We start from the raw sequence: 20,812 nt of genomic DNA, 5'->3' as shown, positions 1-20,812 counted from the left end.
GCTTAGCGCCCTTTAAAATTTGGTTCACGTTTATTCATAAAGGCTTGTACCCCTTCACGATAATCTTCAGAACGACCAGCAATGCGTTGTAAGTCACGCTCTAACAGCACTTGCTCATCAAAGGTGTTATTGCTTGATTGATGAATGGCTTTTTTAATAAGAGATAGACCAAATGTAGGCTGTTTCGCTAAACGTTCAGCGAGTTCAGTCACTTTTGTTTTAAGCTCAGCGTCTTCAACCACATCCCAAATCATGCCCCATTCTTTTGCGGTTTCTGCTGGGAGCTTGTCACCTAACAAGGTCAAACCCATCGCACGTGCATGCCCAACGGCACGTGGTAAAAACCATGTACCCGCAGAGTCTGGAACCAAACCTAAGCGGCAAAAGGCTTGTACGAAGTTTGCCGATTTGGCTGCAATCACCAAATCACATGCCAGTGCAATATTTGCCCCTGCACCTGCCGCCACACCATTTACGGCGCAAATGACAGGCTTTGGCATATTTACAATCGTTTTAATCAGCGGGTTATAGTAAGTTTCAATGGAATATCCTAAATCTGGAGCTTCAGCATTTGGGTCTACTACACGATCACCTAAATCTTGCCCTGCACAAAAGCCCCGGCCTTCACCACTAATCACCACACAGCGGACATCCGGATTTTTGGTCCACTGGTTTAAAACCTCAGCCACTTCACGGTGCATATCAACGTTAAAGCTATTCAGTGCTTTTGGGCGGTTAAATGTCAGGTAGCCAACACCATTTTTTTCTTCAGCAATAATATTTTGATAGTCCATCACTCACCTCTAAACACTGGCTTTCTTTTCTCAAAGAAAGCATTAATCCCTTCGTTTCGATCTTTTGTAGCCGCCAGCCAGACAAAGTTTTGACGTTCAAACTTGAGCCCCTGACTTAATGTTGTTTCATGAATACTTTTAATTGATTGTTTAATCACGCGAATCGCTAAAGGCGCTTGTTTGGCAATTTTGGCTGCAAGTTGAACCGCATATTCAACGGTTAATTCTGTCGGAACCACTTGACTGCAAATGCCATGTTGTTCTGCCTGTTTTGCCGAAATCATCTCACCTGTCGTGGCCCAGCGCATAGTGAGTTGTTGTCCAACCAAGCGAGCCAAACGCTGCGTTCCGCCTGCACCCGGTAACATACCAAGGCCAATTTCAGGTAAAGCAAAACGGGCATTTTCACCGCAAACGACCATATCTGAATGCAAAACCAACTCAAACCCAGCGCCTAAGGCATAGCCATTCACTGCTGCAATCAGTGGCTTACTAAATGCATCAATTTTTTGCCAAAGCTTCGGGCGAATATCCAGTTGCAAAGACACGGCATCCATTGCAGCCAGCTCGCTAAGATCAGCCCCAGCCGCAAAACATTGTGAGTTACCCGTTAAAACCACTGCTTTAACTTGAGCATTATGTTCAGCTTCTTCGAGCAACTCGCATAAATACTGCAATGTTGCATTGTTTAAAGCATTTCTTTTTTCTGGACGGTTTAGGGTTAATAACAAAACACCGTCAGCAGCTGTACTGGCTTTGATCAACTCTTGCATGACAGCCTCTACTCATCAAAACTCAAACGTACATTTGGGCCTTTCGGTAAGGTTTGACAGCTAAGTACATAGCCCTTTTCAACTTCATCTTTTTCAAGGCTATAGTTAAGGAACATATCAACTTCACCAGAAACAACTTTACAACGACAAGTCGCACACACCCCACCTTTACAGGCATAGGGTAAGTCGGCACCTGCACGCAACGCTGCATCAAGAATACTTTCATCATCTTGAGCCACAGAAACAATCAGTTCACGGCCATCTAAAATGATGTTTACTTTTTCTTCTTTACGGTTTGCATCTGCTTCAACACTACGTTTACGCGCTTGTCCTGTATGGAAACGTTCAGTGTGAATGCGCTCTTTGGCAATACCAAAGTTCGGTAAAGTATTTTCTACGGCATTCATCATTTCGTCTGGACCGCAGGCAAAAACATGGTCGAAGTTTGTTTCAAGCACTTCAAAATCAAAGAGCTGTTTTAGCTTTTCTACATCAATACGACCGTTCATTAGCTCACTATCGTTAAACTCACGAGAAAAGATATTGATGAGTTGAAAGCGTTCTTTAAACTGATCTTTCAAATCCATAATTTGCTCGGCAAACATGGTTTGTTTCCATGAGCGATTGCCATACAGCAAGGTAAATTTAGCTTCAGGTTGTTCAAACAAAACTTGTTTAACAATGGATAAAATTGGGGTAATACCACTGCCTGCAGCAACACCTAAATAGTTTTGTCCGCCCATCTTGGCTGCTTTTTGAAAAAACACACCTTGTGGTGGCATGACTTCAAGCACATCGCCCACTTTCAAATGGTCATTTGCCCAGTTTGAAAATTGCCCTTGATCAATTTTTTTAACCGCAATACTGATGTCTTCTTTGCCCGCATAGCTACAAATTGAATAACAACGACGGATTTCACCCGCTTCGGTTAAATGGCGAATGGTTAAGTGTTGCCCCGGTTGAAATTGAAATTGTTCTTGTTGTTCAGGTACAACGTCAAATGCAATACAAATTGCCTGATCGGTTTGCGGTGTAATACTTTTTACTTTTAATGGTACAAATTGGCTCATGGCTGATTTCCTTATCTAAAGACTTAAATACATTTGAAGTAATCAAAAGGCTCAAGACAGTCCTGACATTTATAAAGTGCTTTACAGGCGGTGGAACTGAACTCTGTTAACAGTCGGGTATGTCGGCTTTTGCAACGTGGGCACTCGACACCATCATTTAAATGAACGTGAGTTCCACATTGATGCGCCAACCCTTCAGGTGGTGCAATGCCATAGACTTGCAGTTTCTTTTTACCCGCTTCAGACATCCAGTCCGTGGTCCATGCTTCTGATAAATCGACCATGACTTTGACCGGTGTCAAAGCTTCTGCGGTAAATGCCTCAACAATTTGTGCTTTGAGCATATCTGTTGCTGGGCAACCGCTATATGTCGGAGTTAGACGAACAATAATTTCTTGTTGATCGTTAATCTCTACACCGCGGATCATGCCTAAATCGACAACCGATAAAACCGGAATTTCAGGGTCACTGACCGTTTGTAGAACATCCCAACATTGGTCGATGCAATGACGAATCATTTGCATGGCTCACCTCCTTGTCTTACCAGGTCATTCCCGGATAAGTTCTTTGAATACATTGCATTTCAGCCAACAAATAACCTAAATGCTCAGTATGCAATCCTTGTTTCGCACCACGACGATAAGCGCCGTTCACAGCAACATTTAATTCAAAACGCTTAAGCTCATCTGCAATGGTTTGGTTCCATTGTTCTTTTTCATTTGAAAAATCTGGAATCACGCCTTGTGCAACTAATGCTTTTTCGTCTGCACTCAGTTCAAATAATTCAGCGGTAAAGCGCCATAAATTATTTAATCCGTCTTGTACACGTTGATGCGCTTCATCTGTGCTTAAACTTAAACGCTCCATCCAGCTTGTCGAAAAACGAATGTGATACTTCACTTCTTTTAAAGATTTCACGGCAAGCGCACTGACTTCAGGAAGCGAGCTTTGGGTTAACGCCGTAAATAAATGAAGATGATAATGGTCCATCAACCACTGGCGCACAATCGTTTGAGCAAAATCACCATTGGGTTGTTCGCACAACAATAGGTTTAGAAACTCACGTTCTGTACGGAAATACGCAATCTGATCTTCATCACGCTTGGCTTCATCGTATTGACCTGCCAACGTCAGAAAGTTTCTTGCTTGACCTAACAAGTCCAAGCCGATATTTGCTAAGGCAATATCAATTTCTAGCTCAGGTGCATGCCCGCACCATTCAGCCAAACGCTGAGATAAAACCAGTTGGCTGTCGCCAATATGTAATAAGAATTTAGATAAAACTGAATGATTCATTTGCCATTCCCCTTACATGTGCTCAATGCCGTCTGGGATATGGTAAAAAGTCGGATGACGATAAACCTTGTCTAAAGAAGGATCGAAAAATTCAGCTTTTTCATCTGGCTGTGATGACTTAATCAGTTCTGAACGAACCACCCAAATGCTAATTCCTTCATTACGGCGCGTATAAACATCACGAGCATGTTGTAGTGCAATTTCATCATCCGGTGCTCTTAAGCTGCCTACATGACGGTGGCTTAAGCCTTGTTTACTACGTACAAATACTTCGTAGAGCGACCAGTTGTTTTTATCTTCCATTTTGATTTCCTCAAATTTTTCCATAAATCTTGTTAAGCCACTTTGTTCGCTTCAAGCTGCTGTTTTTTCGCGTAGACTACTGCTGCATCACGAACCCATTTACCGTTTTCCCATGCTTTACGACGAGCTTCGATACGCTCGTGATTACATGGTCCACGTCCGGCAATCACTTCATTAAATTCGTGCCAGTCAATCTCACCAAACTCATAGTGGCCTGTTTCTTCATTGAACTTTAAATCTGGGTCCGGTACTTCCAAGCCAAGTTGCAACACTTGCGGTACGGTGTTATCGACAAACTTTTGACGTAATTCATCGTTACTAAAGCGTTTGATTTTCCACGCCATGCTTTGTGCGCTGTTCGGAGAATGCTCATCACTTGGACCAAACATCATCAGTGCTGGCCACCAATAGCGATTTACCGCATCTTGTGCCATCTGTTTTTGTTCTGGCGTACCGTTTGCCAAAGCCATCATCGCTTCAAAACCTTGACGTTGATGGAAACTTTCTTCTTTACAAATACGTACCATCGCACGTGCATATGGCCCATATGAAGTACGGCAAAGCGCAACTTGGTTCACAATGGCTGCCCCATCGACAAGCCATCCAATTGCAGCAACATCTGCCCAAGTCAAAGTTGGATAGTTAAAGATTGATGAGTATTTCATTTTCCCATCAATCAACTTTTCCATCATGTCATCACGGTCAGCGCCTAAAGTTTCTGCTGCGCTATACAAATACAAACCATGGCCTGCTTCATCTTGTACTTTCGCCAATAAGACCGCTTTACGTTTTAAAGTTGGGGCACGCGTAATCCAGTTTCCTTCAGGCAACATACCTACAATTTCAGAATGGCCATGTTGCCCAATTTGACGAATCAATGTTTTGCGATAGGCATCGGGCATTTGATCCTTAGCCTCGATCGTAATTTCATTGGCAATATTTTGTTCAAATTTCTGGTAATTGTTTTCCATTCTTTCATTCCCTGTAGGCATCACCCTTGAATCTATTTTTCGATACACCAAAAACAAAGTCAATCACTTTTTTAGTATCAAATTAAATCCAACCAACAAACAAGGACTAAATATTTGAAATTAATATATATTAATTAAAAACAAAAAATCTTTTTACGTTTACAAATCAAAATAAAGTTGACTTTTAGACAAATTAATCTGAAATTATGAATCATATTTTTGCAATTTTTATAATTGATGTATCAAATAAAAAAGGAGTTTGGTCATGCTTGAACAAGCACACCTAGAAGGAACCTCAACTGACACAGATTTTCAGCAGTCTGAGCATCAACTGCCTCATCTTGCTTCTTATGTCTATGGAACATGGCATTCGACGAGTGAAGAACTGCGCCCTGTTTATCATGCTATTACAGGTGAAGCGATTTATGCTGTAAGTAGTCATGGCATAGATATGAAACGTGTTGTTCAATATGCCAAACAAAATGGTTCAGAACTGGCTAACTGGACGTTTCACCAACGTGCCAATGCATTAAAACAAATTGCCCAATATTTACTTGAGCGCAAAGAAGAGTTCTACAAACTTGCTTATGCAACAGGTGCAACTCGTAAAGATGCATGGATTGATATTGAAGGCGGTATCCAGACCTTATTCGCTTATTCAAGTCTGGTTCGCCGTGAACTCAATGACGAAAAAATTATTACCGAAGACAACTGGATTCAATTATCTAAAAATGGAACTTTCGGTGCTAAGCACATTTTAAGTCCTAAAGCAGGGGTTGCAGTTCACATTAATGCTTTTAACTTTCCAATTTGGGGAATGCTTGAAAAGATTGCACCGACGTTACTTGCTGGTGTGCCATGTATTGTTAAGCCTGCAACCGACGGTGCCCAATTAACTCAAACAGTTGTAAAAACCATTGAAGAAGCGCATGTATTACCAAAAGGTTCGCTGCAACTTATTTGCGGTCAGACTTATGACCTGTTCGACCACTTAGGCCCTCAAGACTGTGTGACCTTTACAGGTTCTGCCTACACAGGACAAAAACTACGGAACCACCCTCACCTCAATAAATATTCAATTCCATTTAGTATGGAAGCCGACTCAGTAAACAGTGCAATTTTAAGCCCTGAGGCAAATGAAGAAACTGTCGATTTATTTGTGCGTGAAGTCTTCCGTGAAATGACCACAAAAGCAGGTCAAAAATGTACTGCGATTCGCCGTGCTTTCGTTCCTGACAACTTGTTAACTACTGTACAAGAGAAGCTAACTGCTAAACTTGCTAAAGTTGTGGTGGGCGACCCTCAAAAAGAAGAAACCACCATGGGGGCTTTAGCGAGCATTAAACAAAAACATGACGTTGTAGAAAAAGTTGCTGAACTCAGCAAAGATGCAAAAATTGTTTTTGGTGGCAACGATAGCTTTACATTTAATGCAGATCATCCTGAAAAAGGCGCTTTTTTCGCTCCAACTTTATTGCTCTGTGAACAACCCTTACAAGCGACGAATGTTCATACCACAGAAGCTTTCGGTCCGGTATGTACACTCATGCCATATCAAGACATTGAAGAGTTGGCTGACCTTGTTTCACGTGGTGAAGGTAGCTTAGTGGCTTCTGTCGTTAAAAATAACGATGAGAATATTGAGCAGATTATTCAAAAAATTGCACCTTGGCATGGGCGTGTGCATGTACTCGATGCAGAATCGGCAAAAGAAAGTACAGGACATGGCTCACCACTTCCGCATTTAGTACACGGCGGTCCTGGTCGTGCAGGTGGTGGTGAAGAGTTAGGTGGTATTCGCGCGGTTAAACACTACATGCAGCGCACTGCAATTCAGGGTTCTCCAAATAGTCTGACACAAATTACCCACTCATGGACTGCTGGCTCAAAAGTTAATGAAGACCGTGTACATCCATTTAAAAAGTCTTTTGATGAGTTAGTGATTGGTGAACGTTTATTAACAGCACGCCGTACAGTCACCGAAGCAGATATTGTCAATTTCGCGTGTTTAAGCGGTGACTACTTCTATGCACATACCGACAAAATCGCCGCGGCCGAGTCTTTCTTTGGTGAACGCGTTGCGCATGGTTACTTCATTGTGTCTGCTGCAGCAGGTCTATTTGTAGATGCAGCACAAGGTCCTGTGATTGCCAACTACGGTATGGACAACTTACGTTTTGTTGAACCGGTTAAAATTGGTGACTCAATCCAAGTTGAACTCACCTGTAAACAGAAAACCCCTAAGCCACAAAAAGACCCGTCTCAGCCTGCGCATGGCGTTGTGGTGTGGGATATTAAAGTCAAAAACCAACGTGGTGAACTTGTCGCAACTTACGATATTTTAACTTTAGTTGCTCGCGAAGCTTAATGGTTAAAATGAGATGGGGTCACCTCGTCCCCATCTCATTTTTTTAGCACTCAATGGCGTTAACAGCAAGGCCACCTTTTGAAGTCTCTTTATATTTCTCAGACATATCTTTGCCAGTTTCTTTCATGGTCTGAATCACTTTATCTAGCGTGACAAAGTGTTCATCGTCATCATGAAGTGCCATTTGGGCTGCATTAATGGCTTTTACAGCGGCAATTGCATTTCGTTCAATACAAGGCACCTGAACCAAACCACCAATCGGGTCACACGTTAAACCCAAATTATGTTCAAGCCCAATTTCAGCCGCATGTTCCACTTGCTCAGGAGACGCTCCTAAAATCTCGGCTAAACCCGCCGAAGCCATCGCACATGCCGAGCCGACTTCACCCTGACACCCTACTTCTGCACCAGAAATAGAAGCATTGAGTTTACATAAAATGCCAACGGCTGCTGCACTTAAAAAGAAACGAACCACTTTATCTTCGGAAAAGTCTTTAGAAAAAGTCACGTAGTAATATAAAACTGCCGGAATAATTCCTGCGGCCCCATTTGTAGGTGCCGTCACTACTCGACCGCCAGCAGCATTTTCTTCATTTACCGCTAAGGCAAATAAATTGACCCATTCCATCGCATGAAAGGTCGTCACAATCAGGTTTGAGTTTTTCTTATTTAATAACTTATCGTGAATTTTTTTAGCCCGACGTTTTACGTTTAATCCGCCCGGTAATATGCCTTCATTAATTAATCCATTGTGAATACATTGCTGCATCACTTTCCAGATTTCCATAATCTTGCTACGAATCTCAGTTTCACTACGCCAGCTTTTTTCATTTTCAAGCATTAACTCGCTCACTGATAAATGATGAGTTTTACATAAACTTAAAAGTTCAGCCGCACTGTGAAATGGATATGGAACCTTAACGTCGTTGGTTTCAGTTTGGGTATGTGTTAATTGTCTTTGGCTAACAATAAAACCGCCACCAACCGAATAGTAAGTTTCTGCATATAAAATTTCTTGAGCCTCGTTATAGGCAATCAACTCCATTGCATTGGGGTGATAAGGCAAAGATTCATCTAGAAAAAGCACATCATGCTTATAATCAAAAGCAATACTCTTTTGCTGATTAAGCTGGATGGCTTTATTTTCAAGAACATCTTCAATCAAGTTTGTACTTACTTGGGTATCGATATGTTCAGGATCAAAGCCCATTAAACCTAACAGAACAGCCTTGTCTGTCGCATGACCGACACCGGTTGCCGACAGCGAACCGTATAACTTTACCTGAACTCTAACCGTTGCTTGTAAATCGTTTTGCTTCAATAAATCATCCACAAAACTATATGCCGCTCGCATTGGTCCAACTGTATGGGAGCTAGATGGGCCGATGCCAATTTTAAAAAGATCAAATACACTAATAAACACGTGGTCCTACCTTCGATTCATTATTATTCGTATGTTCGTCATTATTGTGTCCTTGCGGATAACTCTAAAATTATCATTAAGCCATCTATAAAGCACTGAAAATAAATGGCTCATAGCCTAAAAACAACACAATCAACTTCTAATTCAATATTTTTTTAAAAAATGGAATTTTCCATTAATTTAAATGGTAAATGGCTCAACCAATATTGAAGAATTGTTCTTTTGAGCAAATAAAATCAAAATCCTTTGCCAATTTTTATAAAAAATATTTAGTTTTCAGGTTATTTACTTGAAATTCAACCCATTTAAAATCAAGTAAAAACAAATATTTACGTAAAATTTAAATCATTCATTGTCCATAAATAGAATAAAAATTCCCCTATTTACCAATAACAATATATCGTATACGATATATGAAAGAACAATAGTTCTGTCGTTAAGGAAAACGTAATGACAAGTCAGTTTAAGAAACAGTTATCTCTAATGGATCTTACATTCATTGGCTTAGGCGCCATTTTCGGTTCAGGATGGTTATTTTCAGCAAGTCATGTGGCCTCTCAAGCCGGCCCTGCGGGTATATTGTCATGGATTATTGGCGGCTTTGCCGTTTTAATTCTGGGAATTATTTATTGTGAGTTAGGCGCAGCCTTACCCCGAGCAGGCGGTATTATCCGTTATCCCGTATTTTCACATGGCCCATTACAAGGATATTTATTGGGTTCTGTGACCGTCATTGCCTTTTCAAGTTTAATTGCAATTGAAGTCGTCGCTGCCCGCGAATATGCAGCAGCATGGTTCCCTTCTCTGACCGCCGTCAATGATGGTGTTCGGTCTCCAACGACCATTGGATGGTTGTTTCAGTTTGCACTTTTATGCGTATTTTTTGCATTGAACTATTACAGCGTAAAGACCTTTGCAATCGCTAACAACCTGATCAGTGCATTGAAATTTGCTGTGCCAGTTTTAGTCATGGTCGCACTTCTATACCATTTTAAACCTGCAAACTTTTCAATGACCGAGTTTGCCCCAATGGGCGCTCACGGCGTACAAGGTGCCGTATCTGCTGGCGGTATTATTTTTGCGTACTTAGGTTTAACACCGATTATTTCGGTGGCAAGTGAAGTAAAGCGTCCACAATTTACAATTCCTTTTGCACTCATCTTATCTGTTGTTTTGGCAACGATTATTTATGTAGTGCTTCAAGTTGCTTTCTTGGGTGCAGTACCTACCGATATGTTAGCAAATGGTTGGTCAGGACTTAGTGACAAGTTCCCATTACCTTACCGCGACATTGCCATGTTATTAGGTTTGGGATGGTTAGCGCTATTAGTTGTTTCAGATGCCATTATTTCTCCGTCTGGTTGCGGCAATATCTATATGGCTGCAACTCCACGTGTAATTTACGCATGGTCGAACAGTAATACGTTCTTCCGTATTTTTACGCGTGTAGATCCAAAATCAGGCATTCCACGTTATGCATTATGGTTAACGTTCGCACTTTCAGTATTTTGGACCATGCCATTTCCATCTTGGGATAAATTAATTTCTGTGGTTTCAGCAGCGTTAGTTTTAAGTTATGCCCTAGCTCCTGTCACAGTGGGTGCTTTACGCCGTAATGCTCCTGAGCTTGAACGTCCATTCTATGTAAAAGGCTTTACCATTCTTGGCCCACTGGCTTTTGTGATTGCTTCTTTTATTGTGTATTGGTCTGGCTGGAATGTCATTTCATGGTTATTAGGCGCACAAATCGTATTGTTTGCACTCTACGTCATTTTTAAGCGCTATGTACCAACCCAAGAAGTCAGCCTAGCTCAACAATTAAAGTCATCAATGTGGCTCCTTGTTTACTACATTTTAATGATTCTTGCCTCTTACCTTGGCAGCTTCGGTGACGGTGCAACACACCTATTAGCAGCACCATTTGACACCCTATTAGTGATGGTGATTTCCCTCGGCTGCTATTACTGGGGTATACGCTCAGGTTTACCAAAAGCACTGATTAAAAATGACGATGAAGCTTAGCAATCATTTGCTTAAACACATATAAGTTAAGGTTTTCTTTTGATTAATACCGTATACAAAATACAATATTTTCAAATGTAAAACCTTCGCTTTGATAACTCTCCAACGTCAGAAGAACCACTTTTGACGTTCACTCTCAAGTGAGGTTGATAATGTTAAATATTACTGGTCAAAATTTTATTGCAGGTCAACGTTCAAGTGCAGGCAGTAAGTTTGTATTAAGCTACGATGCTGCAACAGATGAAGCATTACCCTATCAGTTTGCTCAGGCCACTCCTGAAGAAATTGATCAGGCAGCTCAAACAGCCGCATTGGCTTATCCTGCTTTTAGACAAACTACGCCAGAACAACGCGCTGTTTTTCTAGAAACGATTGCCAGTGAAATTGATGCGCTTGATGACCAGTTTATTGCAACAGTCTGCCAAGAAACTGCCTTACCAGAAGCTCGTATTCGCGGTGAACGTGGGCGAACTACAGGTCAATTACGTCTGTTTGCTCAAGTATTACGCCGTGGTGACTATTTAGGTGCTCGTATTGATTTGGCTTTACCTGAGCGTCAACCACTTCCACGTCCAGATTTACGTCAATATAAAATCGGTGTTGGACCAGTTGCTGTATTTGGCGCTAGTAATTTCCCTCTTGCCTTTTCTACTGCTGGTGGTGATACAGCTTCGGCACTTGCGGCTGGATGTCCAGTTATTGTGAAGGCTCATAGCGGTCACATGGCAACCGCCGAATCCATTGCAAATGCCATTTGTACTGCGATTGAGAAATGCGCTATGCCAAAAGGCATCTTTAGCATGATTTATGGTCAAGGTGTCGGTGAGCCACTGGTAAAACATCCAGCAATTAAAGCCGTTGGATTTACAGGTTCACTCAAAGGTGGTCGTGCTCTATGCGATTTAGCTGCCGCACGTCCTGAACCCATTCCTGTTTTTGCCGAAATGTCGAGCATTAACCCAATGATTTTATTACCCGAAGCTCTAAAAGTGCGTGGTGATAAAATTGCGACCGAACTTAGTGGTTCAGTCGTTTTAGGTTGCGGTCAGTTCTGTACCAATCCGGGTTTAATTATTGGAATTAAATCACCTGAATTTAGCCAATTCCTTGACCAGTTCAAGGCTGCAATGGCTCAGCAACCACCACAAACTATGCTTAACAAAGGTACTTTAAGAAGCTACGAGCATGGTCTTAAAGAATTACTCGCACATGACAAAATAGCGCATTTAGCGGGTCAACCACAACAAGGCCAGCAAGCCTATCCTCAGCTCTTTAAAGCCGATGTATCTCTTTTACTCGAGCATGATGAATTACTTCAAGAAGAAGTGTTCGGCCCTACTACGATTGTGATTGAAGTTGAATCGGCAGAGCAGCTCGCTCAAGCTTTAAATGGCCTACGTGGTCAACTTACAGCATCTTTAATTGCCGAACCGCAAGATTTTGAAAACTTCGCGCCCCTTATTCCTTTACTTGAAGAAAAAGCAGGACGTTTACTTCTAAATGGTTACCCAACAGGCGTTGAAGTCTCTGATGCCATGGTACACGGCGGGCCTTATCCTGCAACTTCAGATGCACGTGGCACATCAGTAGGAACCTTGGCAATCGAACGTTATTTACGTCCAGTATGCTACCAAAACTATCCAGATCACTTATTACCACTCGCCCTTCAAAATGCCAATCCGCTTGGTATCACGCGCTTAGTCAATGGTGAAATGAGTAAAGCTACTCTTTAATTTTTTTTTAAAGGAGTTTATCCAAGTGATGAACTCCTTTTTATTTAGATCAAAACCTCACAACGTAACGGCACATTATTCAAATAAAAAAGTGCAAAAAATGAATAGCAAGATGCCAAACAAATCATTGCGTAACATATTTTTAAATAAGGATATTGGTATATGACGACAACACTAAAAAAGGTTGTAGCGGCCTCCATGGTTGGCTCCGTAGCAGAATGGTATGAATTTTTCCTTTATGGCACCGCTTCTGCCCTTGTCTTTGGCGAACTTTTCTTTCAACAAACCGGCAATGCTATAGATGGAATTTTGGCGGCCTTTGCCCTGTATGCTGTTGGCTTTTTAGCAAGACCTATTGGTGGCCTCGTGTTTGGCCATTACGGCGATAAAATTGGTCGCAAGAAATTATTGCAAATTAGCCTCATTATTGTCGGTATCACTACTTTTTTAATGGGCTGTATTCCGACCTTTCATCAAATTGGCTATTGGGCTCCTACACTCCTAGTGATACTACGTTTAATTCAAGGTTTTGCTTTTGGTGGTGAATGGGGCGGCGCAGTTATTTTAGTTTCAGAGCACAGTCCAGATGACCGCAGAGGTTATTGGGCAAGCTGGCCACAAACTGGTGTACCGCTCGGGAATTTAGTAGCCACACTGGTTTTATTATTACTTTCAAAAAACCTTTCGCCCGAACAATTTCTAGATTGGGGATGGCGCTGTGCATTTTGGTTCTCAGCAGTCGTGGTACTAATTGGTTTATGGATTCGAAAAAATGTAGACGATGCCGAAGTATTTAAAGAAGCACAAGCCAAACAACAACTTCTTGAAAAGCAACAACTCGGGATTATTGAGGTTTTAAAATATCATAAGAAATCTGTTATTGCGGGTATTGGTGCCCGATTCGCAGAAAACATTTTGTACTATATGGTGGTTACTTTTTCGATCAGTTATTTAAAGTTAGTCGTCCATAAAGATACTTCGCAGATCTTACTGCTCATGTTCGGCGCTCATCTGATCCATTTCTTTATTATTCCTTTTATGGGACATTTAAGCGATATATTCGGCCGCAAACCTATTTATCTTATTGGGGCTGTACTTACTGCTTTTTGGGGTTTTGTCGGCTTTCCTTTAATGGATACAGGCAATGACTGGCTCATTATGCTAGCAATTGTGCTCGGTTTATTTATTGAGTCCATGACCTACTCGCCTTACTCTGCGTTAATGACCGAGTTATTTCCAACTCACATCCGCTATACGGCGCTTTCATTTTGTTATCAAGTTGCGCCAATTATGGCAGGGTCGCTTGCTCCATTAATTGCCCTAACATTACTCAAAGAATTTAATAGTTCGATTCCGATTTCTTTATATTTGGTTGCCGCAAGCCTGATCTCTATTGTCTCGATTTTGCTAGTGAAAGAAACCAAAGGCCGATCATTGGCTTTTAAAGATTAATCTTTAATATACAAATTCAGCACTTAATAATGATTTGGGTTGTTTTATACAGCCCAATTTTTTATCTAAATATTTTTGATAGAGGCCCGATACAAAGTAGGTGACATGCCTGTATGCAACTTAAACTGACGACAAAAAGCACTATGGTCAGTATAACCACAGCGCAAACCAATTTGAGTAATCGGTAAGTCAGTCGCAAGCAGTTCAGTGGCGACTTGCAGACGAATTTTGCTAATCATTTGCCGAGGCGTTAAATGGTATATTTTTTTGCAATAACGTTCTAACTGAGCCACCGACACACCAGCAATTGCAGTCAAATGCGCCAAAGTAATGGTTTCGGCATAATTCTTTTTAATATATTCCTCAACCTGAACCATTTTATAAAAAGCAGGATGTGTATTTTCAGGCACATTTAAATCATTAGAAATTCCAGCAATTCCTACTAACTTTCCATCCGCATCAAATAAAGGTTCTTTATAAGTTAAACACCAACCCGACTGATTTTTTGCATATAAATGCAGCTCTAATTGCTCTGTTAACTTTTTACCGCGGCGAATAACTTGCAAGTCTTGCGATGTATATATTTTTCCAAGTGAATGAGGAAAAACTTCAGAAGAGGTTTTTCCCAATATTGCAGTTTTATCCTTTAGACCGCAGCGATTTACTAATGTTTGATTGACAAAGACATAGCGTGCTTCGGTATTTTTGATGAAAAAAACCACCGAAGATAAAGCATCAAACAATGGTTCTATACTTTCCAGATTTTTTAAGAAATCTTCCAAAGTGGTAGTTAGTTTCGGAATTTGAACCAAAGTCATGAGCTAGAGCGGACAAAGTAATAACTTGTCTACTCTAGAACATTTCATTTTTGATTTAAAGGAGAAGTAGACATCGCCATGAGGCTTTTTACACGAGTAGGAAGTAATGGTGGTCGAGAGTTAGGCAACTGCCAATCAAATAAGCAAGCTGCTGCTGTTGCACATGTGCTTCCTTGGCACGCTCCCATTCCACAACGTGTATGTAATTTTGCATCAATCCAACTACTACGCTCAGCAACTTTATCAAAAGTCACATCTTCACATCGACAAAAAATAGTTTCTGGGCGTGCAAGCGTTTTTACCTCAGCACGTAACTTGAAGCTTTTCTCAAGGAGATGTGCAAATAAACGATACCGTTGTCTTTGAGCAAATAATTGACTGGCTTTTTCATTTTGACCTATAGCTGCATAACCTGCGATGCTACCTTCAACCATCGCCAGCTCACTTCCGCCAAAACCTGTACACTCACCTGCTGCCCACACCTGTGGTTGTGATGTACGTTGATAGTCATCAACCGTAATCGCATTGTCCTTAATTTGACAACCCATTAACTGCCCTAATTGAGTATTCGGGACTAAGCCAAATCCGCACGCGAGTCGATCACACTCAATTTCAATGATTCCCTTCGGCGTTTGTAGCCTTACTCGTTCAAGACGCTCCTGACCAATCGCCTCAACCACATAACTGTCAGGTTGATATAAACGATGAGGTAAAGATAACGCTTGTATTACTTTCGAAGGCCAACGCCAAAGTTGCAGTGCAAATTTACGAACGGAAGATGAAGCCGCCTGTTCGGCAACATAGAGAACTTGAGCCTCTGCTTTTTTTGCTGTATCCGCACATGCTAAGAGTAATGGTCCAGAGCCCGCAATCACAATGCGTTCATTTTTGACAGGTGTGCCTGCTTTAATTAAGGCTTGCAAACCACCTGCCCCTGTTACACCAGGTAAAGTCCAACCGGGAAAAGGTAAAAATAGTTCTCTTGCACCCGTACACAATATAAGCTGACGATAAGACAAATTTAGGCTGTCATGAGGTCGCTCAACGAGTAATTGGCCTACAAAAGGTGCAGCGACAATTTTCGCAGCAAACATAAATTCAATATTAGAATAGGCCTTGATTTGTTGATATTTCTGCTGCGCCATTTCAGGAACAGGGAAAATCGGTCCAGCCCGCCAGATTTGACCGCCCGCCTGTGGATTATTATCCAATATTAAAATTCGCCCGCCACTTTCGGCGGCTGCAATAGCAGCTGACAACCCTGCAGGCCCAGCACCGACAACCACCACATCGTATTGTTTTTCCATTATTGTGTTTCCACCTTCATGTCTTGCTGGCACTGCGTCTGACAAGCAAGCACTCTGAGTCCATTAATATTGACACGACATTCCTGACACACTCCCATTCCACAAAATGGAGTGCGTTTTTCACCACAAACAGATAGACGACTATAAGACTTCGCTTGTGCTAAAGCAGCAGCAACACTCGTACCTTCAATCACAGAAACAGATTGACCGTTAATAAAAAGCTGAATCATCTATGCAGCTCCTATAAAGCGATGGGGTAAAAAAGGTTCTGGATCTATATCAAAAGTTAATCCACATATGTGTGAGGCAATCAGTTTTGCTGTCCCTGTCGCAGTGGTTACACCTAAACCTTCATGACCTACCGCTAAATAAACCGATTGAAATGCAGGATGTCGTCCAATTACTGGAATACCATCGGGTGTGGCTGCGCGAAAGCCAGTCCATGCCCGAATAACATTAAGATCAGCCAAAGCTGGAAAATAATCCGCAGCCTCTTTAAGTACCCGAGTAAAGACTTCTGGCTCTACAGTCGGATCAACTGTATTAAACTGACGAGATGACCCAATGAATAGCTGACCTGTCGGTCTAGGTTGAATATTACAAGCGACTGAAATTCCACTTGTCGCTTGAGTGCTGGCTGCATAAGCCAAAGCCACTAACGTATGTTTTACATTTAATTCGGGATAACGGTCGGTAATAGCTAAATGACCTTTTTTAGGTTCAATCGGTAACTCTGGAAAAAAATCTGTCGCATGAATGCCGTTTGCTAAAATAATATGTGCTGCTTCGAGCCATGTTCCATCACTTAACTGAACCCGATTTTCTTCAATATGAATAACTTTAGCTTGTTGAACCTGAACCTTATGGGGAATTTTTTTTAATAACCATTCAGCAGCACAAGGTGCATATAAAATTCCATCATCAAAAACTTCTAAACCACCATAAAGACTCTGCTTTAAGTGAGGTTCAAGCTGATGAACTTCATCTGCGTTTCGAAGTTGGCAACGGACGCCTTGTGCAGTGAGACGTTGATATTTTTCCTCAGCAATCTGCATTTCTTCTGCGCTACTTGCCAGCCATAAAGTTGGCGTTTGGCGATAGGCACATTCTTCCGAAAGCTCGTGTCCTAATTCATGCCATAGCTGAACTGACCAATGACTAAGTTTTAATTCGGCTTCCAAGTCATCCATAATGACCAAATGCCCCATGCCTGCGGCTGTTGCACCACCGATACGAGCATCCAAAACTTGCACATTTAACCCTTGCCGAGCTAATTCATAAGCACATGCCGCACCTACAATGCCTGCCCCAATGACGATGGCATCGGTTCTCATAGCTGAATACCCCAAGCAAATGGGTCATTTTCATCCATAAATAAAGTTGCTTCGGCACTCATGTAAGCTTCACCACGAATGGTTGGAATCACATATTCCCCTGCTTGCTCATACGAGGCAATAAACTGGCTACCGATAATGCTGGCTTGTTTCCATAACTTTCCTGGCTCAAGTTTGCCATCTGCAGCTAAGCAAGCAATTTTCGCACTCGTTCCAGTTCCACACGGTGAACGGTCATAGGCCTTGCCTGGACAAAGCACGAAATTTTTACTGTCTGCTTCGGTGTCACTTGCAAATAACTCAATATGGTCAATTTCTTGTCCATCTTTACCGGTTATTCCTTGTGCCGTAAGCGCTTGTCTAACCGTCCACGCATAGTCAGTCAGTTGATCCAAATTATCACTTGCAACACGTTGACCATGATCATTAATCAAGAAGAACCAGTTACCACCCCATGCGATATCACCAGTAACTTTTCCATATTTTTCAACATCAACTTCGACCGCTTTTTTATAACGATATGCCGGTACATTTCGCACGCTAACTGAATGATCTTCATGCAATGTCGCCTCAACATCGCCGACTGGAGTTTCAATTAAGTGTGTACCAACTTGTATTTTTCCCAAGTGCGCTAACGAAGCTACTAAACCAATGGTGCCATGACCACACATGCCGAGGTAGCCTGTGTTATTAAAGAAAATAACGCCCGCGCTCGCTTTGGGATTCACTGGCTTACACAATAATGCGCCAACCAACACATCATTACCGCGCGGCTCTAACATGGTTGCTCTACGGAAATGGTCATATTGTTCTGATAATATTTTTCGGCGGCTTTCCATATCCCCTGTGCCTAAATCAGGAAAACCTTCAAGCACTAATCGTGTTGGTTCACCACCAGTATGAGAGTCCAAAATTTTTACTGTTTTCATAGAAGTATCCTTACATTTTCCTTTAGGATGACTGATCTCAAAACAGCAAGCTTGATCGTTTTCTTATAAATCTATGACGAAATCAGCATAGTGAAAACTTGCTTCAGCTAAAATAAAGACAAAAAAAAATTAGGCCGCTGGCCTAATTGAAATAATAAAGAATGCAGCGCTTAGTTTTTCACATTTTTATGGTGAGGTAAGTGCTCATAAAGTGATTGGCAAACACCATTAATATGCTCTTCAATTAACTTAACCGCCAAATCAACATCCTTGGCTTTACAGGCTTTCACAATTTCTTTGTGCTCATCATTTGCACGCGATTTGCCTTCGGAAACATTCATCTGCAATCTTAAATAGCGCTCAATCTTATCGTAAATAGAACGAATTAATCCGAGCATATAAGGTCGCTGTGCTGGTTCATAAAGGCACGCATGTAACTGCCAATTTAATGTGGTCCAGCTTCCAATATCCATGTTATCAATAAAGGCGTTACAAATTTCATCTGCCTTTTTATAAGTTTCTTCTGTCATATTCGGCACGGCGAGCTGAATCAGCTTCGTTTCTAACATGACTCGGACTTCAAAAATCTGTGCCAACTCTTCTTCAGAAATACGAGTCACAATTGCGCCACGATTTTTTATAAACTCAACCAAGCCTTCGGCTTCAAGTTGCTTTAAAGCTTCACGTACGGGAATTTTGCTAACATTAAAAAGTTTGGCAATTTCATCCTGACGAATCGGTTCGCCTTCAGCAATATGCCCTGCAATAATTGCTTCTCTAATATATTTGACAATAACTTCAGATACCGAAGGCATTGCACCAAGATTTGATACATTAAAAGATGGTAGCGTCACGAATATTCTCTTAACCTCAAAATATGACACAAATAAAAGGATGATAATTTTTATTCATCCGCCATAATGAAATCATTGCTTTTCAAGCATTATTTTCGGCACGGCTTACCTTTATTTAATGCTGCTAAAACTCATTTTCTCTACTTATTAGAGCTAATAATTTTTAACTACATTAATAGCTAAAGTATACTTTATACCATTTAATTCACAAAACTATTATTAGACTATGCTGAAATCGTCATCATTTTATTGTATCTAACCAAGCAAATCATAATAAATAGCAGCATACTATCCTGTTCTCTTGACGGGTTACTGTCAAAAAATTCTTATCGATTGCGCTGAGTTATTGCCTGCAAGATAAAATTTTTGTCTTGTAAAAATTATGCTGCATAAAACTTTTAGAGTCTGAGTCACTTCATATGAGTACGCCAACAGAAGCAAAATTTTCCCTGCATTATTATACGGGTTTCTTATCCGTACTATTTGCTGCTTTTCTATGGGGTACGGCAGGCACAGCAGCATCTTTTGCAAAGGGCATCAGTCCACTTGTGATTGCTACCATTTCTGTGGGCTTTGGTGGTTTAATTCACACATTTTTAAGTTTAAAAGCCATTAAAAAAAATTATCAAAAACTATTTAACTATAAGTCTCAAATCTTTATTGCCGTTGTCGTTTCAATTCTTTGTCCTTTTGCATTTTATTCATCTGTCTCTTTAGCTGGTGTATCGATTGGCACCGTGATTTCGATTGGCTGTGCACCTTTGTTTTCAGTGCTTTTAGAATGGATTTTAGATAAGCGAAAACTTTCTTTAAAATGGCTCATCAGTTTTATTCTCGGTTTTTTAGGAATTATTTTACTCTCTTATGCGGGTGATCATGCGCAGTACCAAATCGTACAATCTGATCGTATTTTAGGGGTATTTTTTGGCTTACTCTCTAGCCTGAGCTATGCAACATATTCTTGGATAATGAGAAACCTAATTCGCCAAGATGTCGACTCAAGAGCTGCCATGGGCGTGATTTTTGGTATCTCTGCAGTGTTGTTACTACCTACATTATTCATTACAGCACAAAACCTTTTTGATTACCCAACTAACATTTGGGTTGCGATCTATATTCCAATTGTTCCTATGTTTTTGGGCTATTTATTTTTTAGCTTTGGTCTTAAACGAATTCCAGCAAGTCAGGCTATGACACTAGCTTTGGTCGAAATTCCTGTTGCAGCATTATTAGCAGTTGTTGTAGTAGGCGAAAGTTTAACAATGCATAGTTATTTAGGTTTAATTCTCATTTTTCTATGCGTTATTGTTTTGACCAAAAAGTAATTTATAGAAATAAAAAAAGAGGCTCAATTATTAGCCTCTT

General features: G+C 41.1%; 19 protein-coding genes. 5 read left to right on the top strand and 14 right to left on the bottom strand.

Annotated features, from left to right (window positions below; all coding sequences use genetic code 11):
* Positions 1–2: 2 nt before the first annotated feature.
* From paaG to paaA, 7 genes are read right to left on the bottom strand one after another with little or no spacing between them, the layout of a single operon-like run.
* Positions 3–794, bottom strand: a complete 792-nt coding sequence (gene paaG / locus J580_RS05345) for a 2-(1,2-epoxy-1,2-dihydrophenyl)acetyl-CoA isomerase PaaG (RefSeq protein WP_000386298.1) — start codon at positions 792–794, stop codon at positions 3–5.
* Positions 794–1,567 carry an enoyl-CoA hydratase-related protein gene (locus J580_RS05340; RefSeq protein WP_032003351.1) on the bottom strand — a complete coding sequence of 258 codons (774 nt, stop codon included), beginning with the start codon at positions 1,565–1,567 and terminating at the stop codon, positions 794–796. The genes paaG and J580_RS05340 overlap by 1 nt, the downstream gene beginning before the upstream one ends.
* An 8-nt stretch (positions 1,568–1,575) precedes the next feature.
* The gene (gene paaE, locus J580_RS05335) at positions 1,576–2,637 is read right to left on the bottom strand and encodes a 1,2-phenylacetyl-CoA epoxidase subunit PaaE (protein WP_032003350.1); all 1,062 of its coding nucleotides are present in this window, start codon (positions 2,635–2,637) and stop codon (positions 1,576–1,578) included.
* A 23-nt stretch (positions 2,638–2,660) separates the two neighbouring features.
* On the bottom strand, positions 2,661–3,161 hold the full coding sequence (gene paaD / locus J580_RS05330) for a 1,2-phenylacetyl-CoA epoxidase subunit PaaD (protein ID WP_001177938.1): 501 nt from the start codon (positions 3,159–3,161) through the stop codon (positions 2,661–2,663).
* Between the two features lie 16 nt (positions 3,162–3,177).
* Complete coding sequence (gene paaC / locus J580_RS05325) at positions 3,178–3,933, bottom strand: 1,2-phenylacetyl-CoA epoxidase subunit PaaC (RefSeq protein WP_032003349.1); 756 nt, start codon at positions 3,931–3,933, stop codon at positions 3,178–3,180.
* Between the two features lie 12 nt (positions 3,934–3,945).
* Positions 3,946–4,236, bottom strand: coding sequence for a 1,2-phenylacetyl-CoA epoxidase subunit PaaB (gene paaB, locus J580_RS05320; protein ID WP_000389648.1), 291 nt, complete (start codon positions 4,234–4,236; stop codon positions 3,946–3,948).
* Positions 4,237–4,268: 32 nt separating this feature from the next.
* On the bottom strand, positions 4,269–5,207 hold the full coding sequence (paaA, locus tag J580_RS05315; RefSeq protein WP_014206395.1) for a 1,2-phenylacetyl-CoA epoxidase subunit PaaA: 939 nt from the start codon (positions 5,205–5,207) through the stop codon (positions 4,269–4,271).
* 265 nt (positions 5,208–5,472) lie between these two features.
* Here paaA and paaZ point away from each other — a divergent pair, with 265 nt between their 5' ends.
* Positions 5,473–7,575, top strand: coding sequence for a phenylacetic acid degradation bifunctional protein PaaZ (gene paaZ / locus J580_RS05310; protein ID WP_032003348.1), 2,103 nt, complete (start codon positions 5,473–5,475; stop codon positions 7,573–7,575).
* Positions 7,576–7,618: 43 nt separating this feature from the next.
* Here the strand turns inward: paaZ and J580_RS05305 are convergent, their stop codons facing one another.
* Positions 7,619–8,998: an L-serine ammonia-lyase gene (locus J580_RS05305; protein WP_032003347.1), complete on the bottom strand. Its 1,380-nt coding sequence runs from the start codon at positions 8,996–8,998 to the stop codon at positions 7,619–7,621.
* Positions 8,999–9,448: 450 nt separating this feature from the next.
* Between J580_RS05305 and J580_RS05300 the strand changes: the two genes are divergently transcribed.
* The 3 genes from J580_RS05300 to abaF all read left to right on the top strand — a co-directional run bounded on the left by J580_RS05300 (position 9,449) and on the right by abaF (position 14,205).
* Positions 9,449–11,020, top strand: a complete 1,572-nt coding sequence (locus tag J580_RS05300; protein ID WP_032003346.1) for an APC family permease — start codon at positions 9,449–9,451, stop codon at positions 11,018–11,020.
* A 152-nt stretch (positions 11,021–11,172) separates the two neighbouring features.
* The gene (locus J580_RS05295) at positions 11,173–12,753 is read left to right on the top strand and encodes an aldehyde dehydrogenase (NADP(+)) (protein WP_032003345.1); all 1,581 of its coding nucleotides are present in this window, start codon (positions 11,173–11,175) and stop codon (positions 12,751–12,753) included.
* Positions 12,754–12,915: 162 nt separating this feature from the next.
* Positions 12,916–14,205, top strand: coding sequence for a fosfomycin efflux MFS transporter AbaF (gene abaF / locus J580_RS05290; RefSeq protein WP_032003344.1), 1,290 nt, complete (start codon positions 12,916–12,918; stop codon positions 14,203–14,205).
* 65 nt (positions 14,206–14,270) lie between these two features.
* On the opposite strand, the gene J580_RS05285 is transcribed toward abaF, so the two are convergent.
* From J580_RS05285 to J580_RS05260, 6 genes are all read right to left on the bottom strand, one after another.
* A complete protein-coding gene (locus J580_RS05285) occupies positions 14,271–15,023 on the bottom strand; it encodes an AraC family transcriptional regulator (protein WP_000177074.1) in 753 nt (250 codons plus the stop codon).
* 44 nt (positions 15,024–15,067) lie between these two features.
* A complete protein-coding gene (locus J580_RS05280) occupies positions 15,068–16,330 on the bottom strand; it encodes an FAD-dependent oxidoreductase (protein ID WP_032003343.1) in 1,263 nt (420 codons plus the stop codon).
* Positions 16,330–16,560 (bottom strand): 2Fe-2S iron-sulfur cluster-binding protein, encoded by a 231-nt coding sequence (locus tag J580_RS05275; protein ID WP_032003342.1) that lies wholly within the window; start codon positions 16,558–16,560, stop codon positions 16,330–16,332. The genes J580_RS05280 and J580_RS05275 overlap by 1 nt, the downstream gene beginning before the upstream one ends.
* Positions 16,561–17,664: an NAD(P)/FAD-dependent oxidoreductase gene (locus J580_RS05270; RefSeq protein WP_032003341.1), complete on the bottom strand. Its 1,104-nt coding sequence runs from the start codon at positions 17,662–17,664 to the stop codon at positions 16,561–16,563.
* A complete protein-coding gene (locus tag J580_RS05265; RefSeq protein ID WP_032003340.1) occupies positions 17,661–18,593 on the bottom strand; it encodes a 4-hydroxyproline epimerase in 933 nt (310 codons plus the stop codon). The genes J580_RS05270 and J580_RS05265 overlap by 4 nt, the downstream gene beginning before the upstream one ends.
* A 170-nt stretch (positions 18,594–18,763) precedes the next feature.
* On the bottom strand, positions 18,764–19,447 hold the full coding sequence (locus J580_RS05260; protein ID WP_031958299.1) for a GntR family transcriptional regulator: 684 nt from the start codon (positions 19,445–19,447) through the stop codon (positions 18,764–18,766).
* A 419-nt stretch (positions 19,448–19,866) separates the two neighbouring features.
* Between J580_RS05260 and J580_RS05255 the strand changes: the two genes are divergently transcribed.
* Positions 19,867–20,772 (top strand): DMT family transporter, encoded by a 906-nt coding sequence (locus tag J580_RS05255; protein WP_032003339.1) that lies wholly within the window; start codon positions 19,867–19,869, stop codon positions 20,770–20,772.
* Positions 20,773–20,812 lie beyond the last annotated feature (40 nt).

This window comes from Acinetobacter sp. 1542444 (assembly GCF_000581835.1).
Lineage (GTDB): Bacteria > Pseudomonadota > Gammaproteobacteria > Pseudomonadales > Moraxellaceae > Acinetobacter > Acinetobacter pittii.
Note: the sequence above shows the minus strand (reverse complement) of the source record. Positions and strands in the feature narration are given on the sequence as shown.